We start from the raw sequence: 14,643 nt of genomic DNA, 5'->3' as shown, positions 1-14,643 counted from the left end.
GACAATGCCTACATCTTTTCACCGCTGCGCGGCCGCATTGCAGCCATGATTCGCCAGCTTTTTCCACCCTCCTTTCCCACCCCGATTCCAGATGCCGATGACTTCGCTCCGTGCCAGTGCCGCCGCCCTGATCCTCTGCGCCGCCTTGCCCGCCCTGGCCCAGACCGCTCCGGCCAAGCCCGTCGCAAAAACCAAGGCCGCGGCCAAGCCCGCGCCCGCCAAGAAGGCACCGCCGCCGCCGCCGGAACCCGTGTTGACCGACGCCGACGAGGCACAGCTCGCCGCCTCGGAGCGAGCCTACCTGGGCGACTACGCCTGCGAGTTCAAGGAGACCGTGCAGATCGAGAAGCATCCCAAGGTGGCCGGCTACATCAACGTGGCCTGGAAGAAGCAGGTCTTCACGATGAAGCCCGTGCTGTCGTCCACCGGCGCACTGCGCCTGGAAGACGTGACCGGCCGCACGCTGATGATCCAGATCGCCAACAAGTCCATGCTGCTGGACACCAAGATCGGCCAGCGCCTCATCGACGACTGCGTCCACCCCGAGCAGATCAAGCTGATGGAAGCTGCCAAGGCGGCCAAGATCAATGACCCGGAGGCCGAAGCCGCCGAGGCCGCGCGCAGCAGCCTGGGCATCACGCCCACAGCGGCCGAAACGCCCGCAGCGGCCCCGGTAGCGGCGAAACCGGCCAAGCCGGCCAAGGTCAAGTGAGTCATTGCTGTTGAAACCCGTGGCTTGGGTATGTAGAATAAATACATACTTTTCGATGCATACCTGAGCCACCGCCTCCGCGGCGCTCAGCCGCTGGAGGCGCCATGGAAGCCACCGTTGCCGAACGCGGGCAGATCACCCTGCCCAAAGCCGTCCGAGATGCCCTCGGTCTGACCAAGGGCACGACGCTCAAGGTCGAGCTCGATGGCGGGCGCATCATCCTGCGCAAGAACGTCGACGACGCGCTGGCCAAGCTGCGCGGGCGGTTCAAACTGCCTGAAGGCGTCACCACCGACGACGTCATGCGCGAGCTGCGTGGCCGCGCCCCCGGCGACCCGGTCGAGCCGTGATCGCCATCGATTCCTCCGTTCTCATCGACCTGCTGGGCGGTGACGTGGGCGCCGAATCCGCTGAAGACTGTCTTCGCCAGGCGCTGGCGCGCGGGCCGGTCGTCGCCTGCGACGTCGTGCTCAGCGAAGTCGTCTCCGGCCTCGGCTTTGGCGCCGAGCTGCTGGATGCGCTGGAAGGCGTCGGCATCGTCTACTCTCCCATCGAATCCCGCGCGGCCGTTCGTGCCGGCGAAATGCAGCGCCGCTACAAGGAGCGCCGCAAGGCCTCCGGCCAGGCACCCACCGGTCCGCGCACCGTTCCCGACTTCCTGATCGGCGCCCACGCCCTGCTGCAATGCCAGGCACTGATCAGCCGCGATCAAGGTTTCTTCCGCGACTACTTCAAGGGTCTCAAGGTCATCGTGCCTGGAGCCGCCTGATTCCTTTTCCATCCCCGTTCCGCCAGGAGTTCCCCCATGCTGTCCGCCTACCGCCAACACGCCGCCGAACGTGCCGCCCTCGGCATCCCGCCCCTCGCCCTGGATGCCAAGCAGGTCGCCGAGCTGATCGAGCTGATCAAGGCTCCGCCCGCCGGTGAAGACGCCTTCCTGCTGGACCTGCTGACCCACCGCGTGCCCCCGGGCGTGGACGACGCCGCCAAGGTCAAGGCCAGCTTCCTGGCCGCCGTCGCGCACGGCGACATCAAGGTCGGCCTGATCTCCAAGGCCAAGGCCACCGAGCTGCTCGGCACCATGGTGGGCGGCTACAACGTGCATCCGCTGATCGAGCTGCTGGACGACGCCGAAGTCGCCGGCGTGGCCGCTGAAGGCCTGAAGAAGACCCTGCTGATGTTCGACTTCTTCAACGACGTGGCCACCAAGGCCAAGGCCGGCAATGCCAAGGCGCAGGAGGTGATGAAGAGCTGGGCCGATGCCGAGTGGTTCACCAGCCGCCCCGAGGTCGAGAAGAAGATCACCGTCACCGTCTTCAAGGTGCCCGGCGAGACCAACACCGACGACCTGTCGCCGGCGCCCGATGCCTGGAGCCGCCCCGACATCCCGCTGCACTACCTGGCGATGCTGAAGAACACCCGTGGGGACTTTGGTTCTGCTGGCGGTGCGGCCTTCAAGCCCGAGGAAGACGGCAAGCGCGGCCCGATGCAGTTCATCGAGGACCTGAAGAAGAAGGGCAACTTGGTCGCCTACGTGGGCGACGTCGTCGGCACCGGCTCCTCGCGCAAGTCCGCCACCAACAGCGTCATCTGGGCCACGGGCCAGGACATCCCCTTCGTGCCGAACAAGCGCTTCGGCGGCGTCACGCTGGGCGGCAAGATCGCGCCGATCTTCTTCAACACGCAGGAAGACTCCGGCTCGTTGCCGATCGAGGTGGATGTGTCCAAGCTGGAAATGGGCGACGTCATCGACGTGCTGCCCTATGACGGCAAGCTGGTGAAGAACGGCGAGACGCTGGTCGAGTTCAAGCTCAAGAGCGACGTGCTGTTCGACGAAGTGCGCGCCGGCGGCCGCATCAACCTCATCATCGGCCGCTCGCTGACGGCCAAGGCGCGCGAGTTCCTGGGCCTGCCCGCGTCCACGCTGTTCCGCCTGCCCTCGCCGCCCGTGGCGACCAAGGCCGGCTTCACGCTGGCGCAGAAGATGGTCGGCCGCGCCGTGGGCCTGCCCGAGGGCCAGGGCGTTCGCCCCGGCACCTACTGCGAACCCAAGATGACGACGGTCGGCTCGCAGGACACCACCGGCCCGATGACCCGCGACGAGCTGAAGGACCTGGCCTGCCTGGGCTTCTCGGCCGACCTGGTCATGCAGTCGTTCTGCCATACGGCCGCCTATCCCAAGCCGGTGGACGTCAAGACCCACCGCGAGCTGCCCGCCTTCATGAGCAACCGCGGCGGCGTGTCGCTGCGCCCGGGTGACGGCGTCATCCACAGCTGGCTGAACCGCCTGCTGCTGCCCGACACGGTTGGCACCGGCGGCGATTCGCACACCCGTTTCCCGATCGGCATCTCCTTCCCCGCCGGCTCCGGCCTCGTGGCCTTCGGCGCCGCCACCGGCGTCATGCCGCTGGACATGCCCGAGTCGGTGCTGGTGCGCTTCAAGGGCGAGATGCAGCCCGGCGTGACGCTGCGCGATCTCGTGCACGCTATCCCGCTGTACGGCATCAAGGCCGGCCTGCTGACGGTTGCCAAGGCCGGCAAGAAAAACGCCTTCTCGGGCCGCATCCTGGAAATCGAAGGCCTGCCTGACCTGAAGGTCGAGCAAGCCTTCGAGCTGAGCGACGCCTCCGCCGAGCGCTCGGCCGCCGGCTGCACGATCAAGCTAAACCCCGCGCCGATCAAGGAGTACCTCACCAGCAACGTCGTGCTGATGAAGAACATGATCGCCGACGGCTATGCCGACGCCAAGACGCTGCAACGCCGCATCGAGAAGGTCGAGGCCTGGCTGGCCAACCCGGAACTGCTGGAAGCCGACAAGGACGCCGAGTACGCCCACGTCATCGAGATCGACCTGGCCGACATCAAGGAGCCCATCCTCTGCTGCCCCAACGACCCGGACGACGCCAAGTTCCTGTCCGAAGTCGCCGGCACCAAGATCGACGAGGCCTTCATCGGCTCGTGCATGACCAACATCGGCCACTTCCGCGCCGCGGCCAAGCTGCTGGGCGGCCAGCGCGACATCCCGGTCAAGCTGTGGGTCGCTCCGCCCACCAAGATGGACCAGAGCGAGCTGATCAAGGAAGGCCACTACGCCGCCTTCGGAACGGCCGGTGCGCGTACCGAAATGCCGGGCTGCAGCCTGTGCATGGGCAACCAGGCCCAGGTGCGCGAAGGCGCGACCGTCGTATCCACCTCCACCCGCAACTTCCCGAATCGCCTGGGCAAGAACACCAACGTGTTCCTGGCATCGGCCGAGCTGGCGGCGATTGCCTCGAAGCTGGGCCACATCCCCTCGGTGCAGGAGTACCACGAGGCGATGGGCGTCGTGAACAAGGACGGCGCCTCGATCTACAAGTACCTGAACTTCGACCAGATCGAGGAGTACGCGGACACGGCCAAGGCCGTGGCGGCCTGAGGCTGAAGGCTTCAAAAGCCAGCCCGCCGCGCGCCAGCCCGGCGGGCTTTTTTGCGCCCTGTGGGGCGCCTAGCGCAGGACGTGCATCAGATCGCCATGCCCTTGAGCGTCGGCATGGTCTGCGGCCGTCCAGCCTTGGGGATCGCGGTCTGCCTTGCGGGCGCCGGCAGCGAGCAACAGGTTCACCATCTCGCGCGACCCGGTGCGCGCGGCCAGCATGAGAACCGTGCGGCCCTGGTTGTCACGCAGGTGGACCGAAGCGCCGGCCTTCAGCGCCGAGCGTGCCGTCGCCAGGTCAGCGTGATCGGCAGCCGCCAACAGGAAGGCATTGGCCGGCATGGTGGCTTTTGCCGATTCGGCGACGTCAGAGGCGGCCAGGCTTTGGGCCATCTGCGGCGCCGCTCGAAACCTGGCCGCGACCCCGCTTGAAACTGCTTCCGACCGCGCCAGCATCTCGGCCTGGCTGGACGCGTCGGCCACAGCTCGGGGCGGCGGCGCGGCAGCTACCGCCGGTGCAGCGGGCGGTGGCGCGGCAGCCATCACCGGCTCGGCCGGTGGCGACTGCATCACAGGTGGCTCCGGTTTGGCCGTGCCCGCACTCACCTCCGCCTGCCGTTGCAACCGCGGCGGCGTCGCATCCGCCATCATGGCAGGAGCAGACCGTTCGGCACGCGGCTTGGCAAGGCTGGCCTTGGCCATTGTGCGGGGCGCTTCAGCGGCAGGCGCGGGCTGGGGCTCGACGGCCGGGCTGGCTTGGGCCACCACCACGGCCGCCGTCGATGCGGGCGCGGCCGCGGCCAGCCGCGGATCGGCTTCCGGTCGCGGCTCGGTGTTTCGTCCTTTCAAGACCAGTGCTGCCGCCACCAGCAGCCCCATCATGAGCAGGCCCAGCGCATAGGGTTGCCAGCGCCAGGCCAGGGCGTTCTCGGCGACGGGCACGGCAGCAGGCGCTTCGGGTCGAGGTAGTGCCGCCATCAGTCGCGCGCGGCGCTGCTCGCGGCCCGCGTCGTCACCCAGCAAGGCTTGGGCATACGCAGCCTCGGCCGCGTCGTTCGGTGGAATGGGGTCGAACTCAGCCATCGCGCCACTCGCTCAAACGATGCCGCAGCGCCTCGCGCGCATAGCGCAGCCGGGTCTTGGCGGTTTCGGGGTGGGCCTGGGTCACGTCGGCAATCTCGGCGAGGCTGAGCTCGACCACGGTGAAGAGCAAGAATGCCTCCCGCTGCTCGACGGACAGGCGCAGCAAGGCGCCCTCAACGGCCTGGACCAGGCGTTTGGACGCCAGCAGCTGCTCCGGCCCGGCGGCGGCCGAGGCCAGTTGATCCGGGTCGGCCTCGTCTCCCTGCGGCGGACGCGCCCGAACATGGTCCAGCACGCGGTTGCGCAGCACGGTGTAGAGCCAGGTCGAGAACCTGGCCTTGCCCGGCACGAAGCTCGCGGCCTTGGCTGCAACGGCCAGCCAGCCTTCCTGGTGCAGGTCCTCCACCGTGGCGCGGTCCGTGGGGTGCAGCATCTGGCGAACGAAGGCAAAGGTCTTGCGGTCATGGCGGCGGTAGAGCCGGTCGAACGCACCCATGTCGCCGCGCAGATAGCTGGCGATGAGCTCTTCATCAGCGGGTTCACTCGCAGGCATGCGGCGCGGATGCTACGCCGGCAAGATGGGTTGCAGCATCAGGCGAGACCTCACCAGCGCGGCGGCGGGTCGGGCACATAGCCGCCGCTGCTGTTGGGGAAGGACCGCGGCAATTGCGCCATGGGTCGGGGCATGATGCCGGCCGCCATCAGGTTGGCCTGGCTGTCGTAGCGGATCTCCAGCAACTGCTCGGGCTGGCTGCTGCGGCGCTGGAAGGCGGTGTGGGCAATGGGAGACCATTCGGAGGCGCCATGGCCCGTGCCGAGCTTGGCCCGCACCGAGCGCTCCTCCTCAACCCGCCCCGCGCTTTCGCGCACTGGAGCTGCCTGGGCTGCAGCGTCCGCTGTCCCACTGTTGAGTCGGCTCAATGGGCTGGGCGCCACTGGCGCGGCAGGCGACACGAGCGGCGCGTCGTAGACCGGCGGCGGCACGTAGACCTCGCGGAACACCGCCGCGCCGATCACGCCGACATTGGCCGGCCGCCCGGTGCGCGCCGCATAGGAATCGCCCAGCGAGGTGAACTCGAAGGCCGCGATGCGCTCATCGCTCTTGCGCCAGCCCGTGATGTCATGGCTCTCGCCCGGGCTCAGCACATAGCCCGACTGGTTGAAACCCGCGGTGTCGCCGGTGATGGCGTTGACGCCGTCCACCGACAGCACCACCAGCACCCGCTCGGCGCTGTGGTTGCTGAGCCGGACGGCGTAGCGCGAGCCGGGCGTGCCCGGGCTGAAGCGGCGACCACGGCTGGCGTACTGGGCCAGCGAGGCGCCGCTGTCGCGGTCGATCAGCTGCATGTCGAGCAGGGGCGGCGACACGACGGCGGCACAACTGGCGTGCAGCCCGGCCAGGCCCGTCAAAGCGGCTAACTGGAGCAAGGCGGTGCGGCGGCGCAGCGGAAGCAGGGAACTCATGGCGGATCCTTCGCAGGGATGGGACCTTTGCTTGTACGGAGCCGCTCGGTAAACGGGGTGAAAAAGCCGGCCGGCCAAAGAAAAAGCGGCCCGAGGCCGCTTCTGTCGCAGGAGGAAGGCCGCTCAGGCCTTGATGTCCAGCAGTGCACCAGTGGTGTTGATCTGCGTCTGCAGCACCTTCAGGTTGGCGACGAAAGAGTAGGCCGCGGACTGCTGTTCGACGATCTCGTTGGCCGGGTTGATCTCGCGCTCGGGCACCTTGTCAACATTGGTCGGCTCGACGCTGGGGCGGGCCTGGTTGCTGCTCGCCAGATTGGCGATATTGGCCGCCGACGCGCGCAGCCGCTCGTTCGCTGACGAGATGCCGGACATGGCGGTGGACAAGGGGACGTTCATCGGGATTCAGTTCTCAGGCGCGCTGGCCGCTACATCGACCGCGTTGTAGGTGAACTTTAGAACATTTGGCGAAAAACCCCGCATTTCCGGGGTTCGCCCTGGCGTCAAACGTGAAATCAGCCCGCAAGCTCTTCGTAGCCGCCAGCCGAAACGAAGACGCGCACGCTGTCGCCCCCGGCTGCCTTGGCCTCCGTGCAGGCCAGCGCCGCGCCGCCGAGCACGGCGTCCACCGTTACCAGCGTCGGCTGGATCTGCACGACGCCCAGCGAGGCTTTCACGCGGGTGCGGTGCAGGCCCCAGCGCAGGCGGTAGCTGGCGATGGACGAGCGCACCTTCTCCGCGATGATCTGGGCGTAATGCTGGTCGCAGTCGGGCAGCAGGATGGCGAAATGATCTTCCTCCAGGCGCGCGACCAGGTCGGAAGCCCGCACCTTGCTGATCAGCATCTGCCCCAGGCCGTAGAGGAAATGGTCACCCACCTCGGCGCCCATGTCCTTGATGACCTCGCCGAAACGGTCCACGTCAACCCACAGCACCGACACCGGCTCGTTGCGCCGGCTGCCGACATGCTCGCCCAGGCGGCGCTCGAACTCGCGACGGTTGGCCAGCTCGGTGACGGCGTCGTGCTTGGCCGTCCAGGTGGGCTGCAGGCGCAGCGCGCGGGCGGCGCTGACGTCTTCGACGATCCACAGCGACTCGCCAGCGGGCGCTTCCCAGTGCACCGGCGTGGCCTGCAGGCGGCCCCAGAACCGGTGACCGTCGCGCTTGACGTATTCGATCTCCTCGTCCAGCGGTCGACCCGCGGCGAAGGCGGCGGCGGCGCGTTCCTGCAGCGCTGTGTGGGCCATGTCGGTGGTGTGGACGAGGCGCGTAGGCTGTCCGGCCAGTTCACCGTCGTCGTTGAAACCGAACAGGTGGTTGAACTCCTCGCTGACGACTTCGAAGCGCTGGCCGGAAACGAAGGCGACGGCCGTTGGCGCGCGTACCAGCAAGGCTCGCAGGCGGGCGGCGATGGGGTCCTCGGCGGAAGCGGGCGTGCCGGAAGTAGCGCTGCTCATGGGGGTCTCCGAGTCGATCTTCTAGGCCCGACTATCGCAGGACTGAAGGCTTTCGGCCATGACGCAGATCACGGCGTTAGAGTCCGCGTCCTTGCCGTACCACGGCGCCATCACAAGACGAGACGATGCGCTTGCTTCCGGTCTCCCTGCTCGCCCTGCTGACCGGCCTGACCCAGGCCCAGCAGCCCAGTGAAATCCCTCAGGGTCTGCGCGATGCAACGCCACGCTGGCACGCCTTGACGGGCGCGCGGCTGGTGCTGGCGCCGGGCCAGATCGTCGAGAACGGCACCCTGGTCATGAAGGACGGCGTCATCGTCGCCGTCGGTGCCAACGTGAAGCCGCCGGCAGGCGCCCGGGTCTGGGCGCTGCAGGGCCGCACCGTCTATGCCGGCTTCATCGACGCTGCCAGCAGCGTCGGCCAGGGGCGCATCGAAGCTTCCAAGGCCAAGGGCCTGACGCCGGGACAGCGCTGGGTGCGCAGCGAATTCCACCAGGCCGCGGCGCTGGAGATCAAGCCCGAGGACGTGCGAGCGGCGCGCGAACAGGGCTTCACGACGGCCCTGTCCCTGCCGCCCGTGGGCGCCGTCTTCCGCGGCCAGAGCGCGCTGATCAGCCTGCGCGACGGCACGGATGCACGCAGCCTCGTGCTGGCGGCCGAGGTGGCCCAGCACCTGGCCCATGAGTACACAACCTTCGACTTCGAGAGCGGCGCCCGCCCGGGCAACTTGAGCTACCCGACCTCGCTGATGGGCAGCATCGCGCTGGAACGCCAGACGCTGCTGAACGCCCGCTGGGCTGCCGGGTCGGCGCCCGCCGGCGAGCGGCGCGAATTCAACGCCAGCCTCGGCGCCCTCGCCCCGGCCCTGACCGGCAAGCAGCCCATCGTCCATGAGGTGCTGGACGAGGAAGACCTGCTGCGCGTTGCCAGGCTGCGCGACGAATTCGGGCTCAGGCTGATCGCCCAAGGCACCGGCCATGAATACCGCAAGGCGGCCCAGCTCAAGGCCCTGGGCCTGCCCCTCTTGCTGCCGCTGGCCTTTCCCGCGGCACCCGAAGTCGAGCAGCCCGAGAGCGCGCTGGACGTGCCCCTGCACCAGTTGCAGCACTGGGAGCGTGCGCCAGGCAACGCTGCCGCCCTGCAGGCGGCGGGCGTCGAGTTCGCGATCTCGACGCAAGGGCTCAAGGACGTGAAGAAGGAATTCTGGCCACGGCTGCGTCAGGCCGTGCAGCACGGTCTCACGCCCGAAGCCGCCCTCGCGGCGCTGACGACCACGCCGGCCAAGCTGCTGAGCCAGCCGCGGCTGGGGCGCCTCGCACCGGGCCAGCTGGCCCACGTCATCGTCGCCAGCGGTGATCTTTTCATCAACGAGCAGGCCGAGGTCGAGATCGCCTTCGTCGACGGCCAGCCGCTGCCGACCGAAGCCTGGGAGCGCTTCGACGCGCGCGGCCGCTGGACGGTGAAGGCCGCTGGTGGAGCCGAGCAAACCTGGCAGATCGCCGGCACGCGGGCCAAACCCACGCTGCAGGTCGATGGCAAGACCTGCGAGCTGCAGCAACGCGGCCGCGAACTGCTGTTGCGCTGGCCCTGCGAGGTCGGCGCGAAGGAAAGCCTGCGCCTGGAGGGCCGTGGCCCGTCAATGGCCGGCGCGATGACGCTGGCCGATGGCCGCAGCCAGCCCTGGACGGCCACGCGCATCGTGCCCTACCAGCCGCCTGTGGCCCAGGTTGTCGCCCCACCACCCCTGTCGCCCGCCACGTTCCCGGCGGGCGTCTTCGGCCGTACGGCGCCACCCGAGCGCCCGGCCGTCGTGCTGGTGCGCAACGCCACGGTCTGGACCAGTGCCGCTGCCGGCAATCTCGAAGCCACCGATCTGCTGGTGCGCGACGGCCGCATCGCCGCCATCGGCAAGGGTCTGGCAGCGCCTGCTGGCGCCGTCGTCATCGACGCTGCAGGCAAGCACCTGACGCCCGGCCTCATCGATGCCCACTCGCACACGGCCATCAACCGCGGCACCAACGAGTTCGCGCATTCGGTGACGGCTGAGGTGCGCGTTGGCGATGTGGTCGACGCCACCGACATCAGCCTCTACCGTCAGCTTGCCGGCGGCGTGACCAGCGCCAACTTGCTGCACGGCTCGGCCAATGCCATCGGCGGCCAGAATCAGGTCATCAAGCTGCGCTGGGGGCTGGACGCGGAAGGCCTGAAGTTCGAAGGCGCGCGCCCCGGCATCAAGTTCGCGCTCGGCGAGAACGTCAAGCGCGCCAACTTTCCCCCCAACGACGGCGACCCGCGCTATCCGACGACGCGCATGGGTGTCGAGCAGGTCATGCGCGATGCCTTCCTGGCTGCGCAGGCCTACCGCGAACGGCGCAAGGCCGACCCGAACACGCGCCGCGACCTGCAGATGGACACGCTGGTCGAGTTGCTGGAACGCAAGCGCGTCATCCACATCCACAGCTACCGCGCCGACGAGATCCTGATGTTCGTGGCCCTGGCCAAGGACTTCGGCCTGGAGGTAGCCACCTTCCAGCATGTGCTGGAGGCCTACAAGGTCGCGCCCGAGATCGCGGCGCTGGGCGCCGGCGCCTCCGGCTTCTCGGACTGGTGGGGCTACAAGGTCGAGGTGCAGGACGCCATTCCCTACAGCGGCGCGATGACGCAGAAGGCGGGTGTGCTGACCAGCTTCAACTCCGACAGCGACGAGCTGGCGCGCCGCCTCAACACCGAGGCGGCCAAGGCGCTGCGCTATGGCGGCAAGGCCTGGGGGATGAGCGAGGCCGAGGCGCTGAAGTTCGTGACCATCAACTCGGCCAAGCAGCTGCGCATCGATGGTCGCGTGGGCTCGCTGGAAGTGGGCAAGGACGCCGACTTCGTCATCTGGAGCGCGAGCCCGCTGTCGAGCGCGGCACGCGCCGAGCAGACCTGGATCGACGGGCGGCGCTACTTCGATCTAGCCGATGACGCTCAGCTGCGCGAACGCGACCGTGCCGAGCGCGCCCGACTCGTTGCGATGGCGCTGCCCGAGCGCGCCAAGGCCGCGGCGCCACCCGAGGGGCGACCTGCCACGCCGCTGGCCGCCGCGCTGGACCAGCTCGAACTGCAACGCTGGCTGCACGAGGCAAACCGTGATCGCCAAAGCTATTTCGGCGGCGACGCCTGGCATGAATGCACCGTGGACGCGTACTGACATGAAGCTCGCACTCATCACGGCCCTGCTGGCTGCCGCCTTCACCGCCCAAGCCACGCCCAACACGCCACCCCCGCCACAGCGCGAACCGCTGCTGCTGCGCAATGCCGTCATCCACCCGGTCAGCGGCCCGGTCATCGCCAACGGCAGCCTGCTCATCGAGGCCGGCAAGATCCGCGCGATCGGTGGCACCGAGCTGGCCGCGCCCGCTGGCGCCAAGACCGTCGATCTGGGCGGCCGGCATCTCTACCCCGGCATGGTGGCGGCCAACACCAGCCTGGGCCTGGCGGAGATCCGCTCGGTCAACGCCTCGATGGACAGCGTCGAGACCGGGCCGCTGAACCCGAATGCCCGCGCCCTGGTCGCCTTCAATGCCGACAGCGAGCTGCTGCCCATCACGCGCGGCGGCGGCGTGCTGGCCGCGCTGTCCGTGCCCGAGGCCGGCCGCACCGGCCTCATCGCCGGTACGTCGGCGCTGCTGCAGCTGGAGGGCTGGAACTGGCAGGACATGGCCCTGCTGCCCGAGGTCGGCCTGCACATCGCCGTGCCGCGGCTGCGCCTGAACAGCGCCCTCTTCCCCAACCAGCCCGAAGCCCGCCTGGCCGAGATGCGCCGCTCGACCGAGGCCAGGCTCAAGCTGCTCGACGACGCCTTCGAATCGGCCCGGGCCTATGCGCTGGCGCGCGCTGCCGACCCGAGCACGCCCATCGACACGCGCTGGGAAGCGATGCGCCCCGTGCTGCCCGCCACAGCCGGTGCGGCGCCGGCCCGGCCCGTCGTCATGCATGCCGATGACCTTGCGCAGATCCGCTTTGCGCTGGACTTCGCGGCCCGCCATGGCCTCAAGCTCATCATCAGCGGCGGCGCCGATGCCTGGCGCCTGGCCGACACGCTGCGCGAACGCCAAGTACCCGTCATCATCGACGGCCTGCTGCGCCTGCCGATGCGCCGCGACGACCCGCCGGATGCCCTTTTCGCCCTGCCCGCCCAGCTCGCCGCGGCCGGCGTGCGCTACTGCATCGCCGACGGCGGCCGCGACTCGACGAATGCCCGCAACCTGCCCTTCGAGGCCGCGCATGCCCGCGCCTTCGGGCTCAGCGACGACGAAGCCCTGAAAGCCGTCACGCTCTACCCGGCGCAGATCCTCGGCATCGCCGACAAGCTGGGCTCCATCGAGGTCGGCAAGCTGGCCAACCTCTTCGTGGCCGATGGTGACCCCCTCGAGCCCAGCACGCGCATCGAGCGGGTGTTCATCCAGGGCCGCGAGGTGGAGCTCAGCGACCGGCAGACGGCGCTGCGCGACAAGTATCTGAAGCGCAACTAGCCGGCCGTCTTGGCCGGCGGCGTGGCTGCCGGCGAAGTGGGCGCGGCCGGCGCGCCCAGGCCCATCTGCGCATTTGGCCGCGCGTCGTGGCCGCGCTTCCACTGCCGCATGGTGTCGACCGCCACCGAGCGGCGGATGTAGCGATGCCAGATGAAGCTGAGGTCGAAGATCAGGATGGCCAGCCACCACAGATAGAGGAAGGCCGCGCCGGCGAGCAGGACGGGCCAGGCGGCGGGGGGCGGTGACGCCGTCGGGCCGTCGGCGCCCAGCAGCCGCGACAGCACGATGAAGGCGATGACGAGGGCGCCGACGCCGACCAGGCAGCGTCGCCCCCAGTTGGGCTTGCGCGGCAGCAACCAGCCGCTGAGGGCAATCAGCGCGGCAGCGGCGATCGGAGCGAGCCGGCCGACGAGTTCCGCCACGTGGGCGGGGGCGGCGCTGCTCGTGAACGGACTGCCGAGGAAGTCAGCCGGCCCGTCCGGCAGCCACAGGTAAAACGGCCAGGCGCCAATCAGGAAGACGAGCGTGGCCGCGAGATGCCAGCGCAGGCCACCGGTATGCACCAGCCGCGGCAGCCGGGCGGCGGCGGTGATGCCCATCATCAGGCCGCTCATCAACAGGATCTGCAGCGGCAGCCGATCGAAGGTCGCACCCGTCGGCGTCACGCCCTTGTAGAGCAGGAAGACCGCAGCCACGTGCAAGAGCAGGCTCGCCACATAGGGGATGGCCAGGCTCACCCGGTCGACGAGCCCGTTGCTGGCCGGGACTTTCGGCTGGACTGTCGGGTCCGGCAGCACCACGTCGTCGATGAAATGGCCGAACACCTCGGAGTCGTTCCAGTAGTCGTTGTGCGCCTTGCCGGGCAACCAGTAGCGGCTGAAGCCATGGTCATGCTTGCTGCCGAACTCGAAGGCCTCGCAGCCGCTGTCCTTGAGGAAACCCATGGCGGAATCGAGCTTGAATCCGATGGGATCCCCGAAGTCGTAGTAGTTGCGCCACTTGATCTGCTGCGCCAGCGTCAGCCGCGGCGCCTCGCTGTCGCCAAAGAGCACCTGCTGGCCGGAGCAGCTGGATTTCAGCTTGAGGCCCTGCCAGAGCGCCGGCCACAGCACGATGTGCTTGTCGATCGGCGAGCCTATCGTCATATAGCCGCGCACATAGCGGATCCAGCCGTCGTCAACCGGCGCACTGGATCGGTTGTCCGGGTCGACGATGGGGCGGCCCGACAGCGCCTCGAGCAGGCCGAGGAAACTGATGACCGTGCCCTCGCTGTGCGCCACGATGTAGATCTCCGGATGCCCCCCCGGGCAGGCCTCCTGGAATGTCGCCACCACCTGCGCGAGCGCGCTGTGGAAGCGGTGCAGGATCTTGTCGCGGTAGTAGGGAAAGTCGGTGACGAGCTGGACGTCGCCAACGTAGTCGCGCAGCAGCGGCGCCAGCTCGAACTTGAAGATGCCCATGCGGGCGAGCACGGCCAGCAGGCTCTCCAGCACCCCCACGGTCTCGACGATTTCGTCGACGATGCCGGTACCGAGCTGGAAGTCCTCGGCCTTCAGATTGCCGTTGGGCACTTCCTTGCGGTACTGCGACTCCGCGCGGCTGACCACCGTGTGTCCCCAGGCCTTGGTCTCCTCCAGCGTGTCATTGGCCTTGACGACCTGCCCGGGAATGTCGGCCCAGTAGATCTCGGCGAAGCCGATGCGCGACAAGGCGTCTGCAGGCTTGGCGTCCAGGCGGCTGATGCGAACCGCAGCCGCCGAGCCGAGGTTGAAGTAACCCAGCGGCATGACCGGCAGTGGCGGCGAAGCCCTGTCGCCGAAGCGCCGCGCCACCGAACGTATCGTGTCGCTGCGCAGCTGGCTGCCAATGCCGTGGATGGCCACGACGATCTTGTCCATCGGTGGGCGGCCCTGGCTGGCGTCCGAGATGGATGCGGCCGTGGCCGTCTGCTGCTCGGAAGTGGATGCAACCGTCATGGGGAACTCTCCTCACGGGAAGTCCACGCA

At 68.6% G+C, this 14,643-nt stretch carries 12 protein-coding genes; 6 read left to right on the top strand and 6 right to left on the bottom strand.

All coding sequences use genetic code 11. The annotated features are described in order from the left end of the window. The first annotated feature begins 97 nt into the window (after positions 1-97). The 4 genes from ACXJLH_RS00370 (at position 98) to ACXJLH_RS00355 (ending at position 4,127) form a co-directional block, all read left to right on the top strand. Positions 98-712 (top strand): hypothetical protein, encoded by a 615-nt coding sequence (locus ACXJLH_RS00370; protein ID WP_457442116.1) that lies wholly within the window; start codon positions 98-100, stop codon positions 710-712. A 104-nt stretch (positions 713-816) separates the two neighbouring features. Then, positions 817-1,062: an AbrB/MazE/SpoVT family DNA-binding domain-containing protein gene (locus ACXJLH_RS00365; protein WP_056196361.1), complete on the top strand. Its 246-nt coding sequence runs from the start codon at positions 817-819 to the stop codon at positions 1,060-1,062. Next, entirely contained in the window at positions 1,059-1,481 is a 423-nt protein-coding gene (locus tag ACXJLH_RS00360) for a type II toxin-antitoxin system VapC family toxin (RefSeq protein ID WP_056196358.1), read from the top strand. The genes ACXJLH_RS00365 and ACXJLH_RS00360 overlap by 4 nt, the downstream gene beginning before the upstream one ends. 36 nt (positions 1,482-1,517) lie before the next feature. Beyond that, positions 1,518-4,127: a bifunctional aconitate hydratase 2/2-methylisocitrate dehydratase gene (locus tag ACXJLH_RS00355; RefSeq protein ID WP_056196355.1), complete on the top strand. Its 2,610-nt coding sequence runs from the start codon at positions 1,518-1,520 to the stop codon at positions 4,125-4,127. Between the two features lie 69 nt (positions 4,128-4,196). Here the strand turns inward: ACXJLH_RS00355 and ACXJLH_RS00350 are convergent, their stop codons facing one another. From ACXJLH_RS00350 to ACXJLH_RS00330, 5 genes are all read right to left on the bottom strand, one after another. Next, positions 4,197-5,207, bottom strand: a complete 1,011-nt coding sequence (locus ACXJLH_RS00350; RefSeq protein WP_457442115.1) for an ankyrin repeat domain-containing protein — start codon at positions 5,205-5,207, stop codon at positions 4,197-4,199. Next, complete coding sequence (locus ACXJLH_RS00345) at positions 5,200-5,760, bottom strand: sigma-70 family RNA polymerase sigma factor (RefSeq protein ID WP_457442114.1); 561 nt, start codon at positions 5,758-5,760, stop codon at positions 5,200-5,202. Before ACXJLH_RS00345 ends, ACXJLH_RS00350 begins: the two co-directional genes overlap by 8 nt. Before the next feature lie 50 nt (positions 5,761-5,810). Next, positions 5,811-6,671, bottom strand: a complete 861-nt coding sequence (locus ACXJLH_RS00340) for a hypothetical protein (RefSeq protein WP_457442113.1) — start codon at positions 6,669-6,671, stop codon at positions 5,811-5,813. A 123-nt stretch (positions 6,672-6,794) separates the two neighbouring features. After that, positions 6,795-7,067, bottom strand: a complete 273-nt coding sequence (locus ACXJLH_RS00335; protein WP_157281445.1) for a flagellar hook protein FlgE — start codon at positions 7,065-7,067, stop codon at positions 6,795-6,797. 116 nt (positions 7,068-7,183) lie between these two features. Further along, on the bottom strand, positions 7,184-8,125 hold the full coding sequence (locus ACXJLH_RS00330) for a GGDEF domain-containing protein (RefSeq protein WP_056196341.1): 942 nt from the start codon (positions 8,123-8,125) through the stop codon (positions 7,184-7,186). A 125-nt stretch (positions 8,126-8,250) separates the two neighbouring features. On the opposite strand from ACXJLH_RS00330, the gene ACXJLH_RS00325 reads away from it, so the two are divergent. Then, positions 8,251-11,313 (top strand): amidohydrolase family protein, encoded by a 3,063-nt coding sequence (locus tag ACXJLH_RS00325; RefSeq protein WP_457442112.1) that lies wholly within the window; start codon positions 8,251-8,253, stop codon positions 11,311-11,313. 1 nt (position 11,314) lies between these two features. After that, positions 11,315-12,637: an amidohydrolase family protein gene (locus ACXJLH_RS00320; protein ID WP_457323235.1), complete on the top strand. Its 1,323-nt coding sequence runs from the start codon at positions 11,315-11,317 to the stop codon at positions 12,635-12,637. Here the strand turns inward: ACXJLH_RS00320 and ACXJLH_RS00315 are convergent. Beyond that, positions 12,634-14,613: an MFS transporter gene (locus ACXJLH_RS00315; RefSeq protein ID WP_457442111.1), complete on the bottom strand. Its 1,980-nt coding sequence runs from the start codon at positions 14,611-14,613 to the stop codon at positions 12,634-12,636. The genes ACXJLH_RS00320 and ACXJLH_RS00315 overlap by 4 nt on opposite strands. Positions 14,614-14,643 lie beyond the last annotated feature (30 nt).

Source organism: Roseateles sp. P5_E4, from assembly GCF_054049255.1.
This window is presented reverse-complemented; position numbering and strand designations above follow the sequence as displayed.

Bases quoted from the DNA above. Each gene is read 5' to 3' on its own strand.
- ACXJLH_RS00370 (WP_457442116.1), top strand. From the start codon at position 98: ATGACTTCGCTCCGTGCCAGTGCCGCCGCCCTGATCCTCTGCGCCGCC.
- ACXJLH_RS00365 (WP_056196361.1), top strand. From the start codon at position 817: ATGGAAGCCACCGTTGCCGAACGCGGGCAGATCACCCTGCCCAAAGCC.
- ACXJLH_RS00355 (WP_056196355.1), top strand. From the start codon at position 1,518: ATGCTGTCCGCCTACCGCCAACACGCCGCCGAACGTGCCGCCCTCGGC.
- ACXJLH_RS00350 (WP_457442115.1), bottom strand. From the start codon at position 5,207: ATGGCTGAGTTCGACCCCATTCCACCGAACGACGCGGCCGAGGCTGCG.
- ACXJLH_RS00345 (WP_457442114.1), bottom strand. From the start codon at position 5,760: ATGCCTGCGAGTGAACCCGCTGATGAAGAGCTCATCGCCAGCTATCTG.
- ACXJLH_RS00340 (WP_457442113.1), bottom strand. From the start codon at position 6,671: ATGAGTTCCCTGCTTCCGCTGCGCCGCCGCACCGCCTTGCTCCAGTTA.
- ACXJLH_RS00335 (WP_157281445.1), bottom strand. From the start codon at position 7,067: ATGAACGTCCCCTTGTCCACCGCCATGTCCGGCATCTCGTCAGCGAAC.
- ACXJLH_RS00330 (WP_056196341.1), bottom strand. From the start codon at position 8,125: ATGAGCAGCGCTACTTCCGGCACGCCCGCTTCCGCCGAGGACCCCATC.
- ACXJLH_RS00325 (WP_457442112.1), top strand. From the start codon at position 8,251: ATGCGCTTGCTTCCGGTCTCCCTGCTCGCCCTGCTGACCGGCCTGACC.
- ACXJLH_RS00320 (WP_457323235.1), top strand. From the start codon at position 11,315: ATGAAGCTCGCACTCATCACGGCCCTGCTGGCTGCCGCCTTCACCGCC.
- ACXJLH_RS00315 (WP_457442111.1), bottom strand. From the start codon at position 14,613: ATGACGGTTGCATCCACTTCCGAGCAGCAGACGGCCACGGCCGCATCC.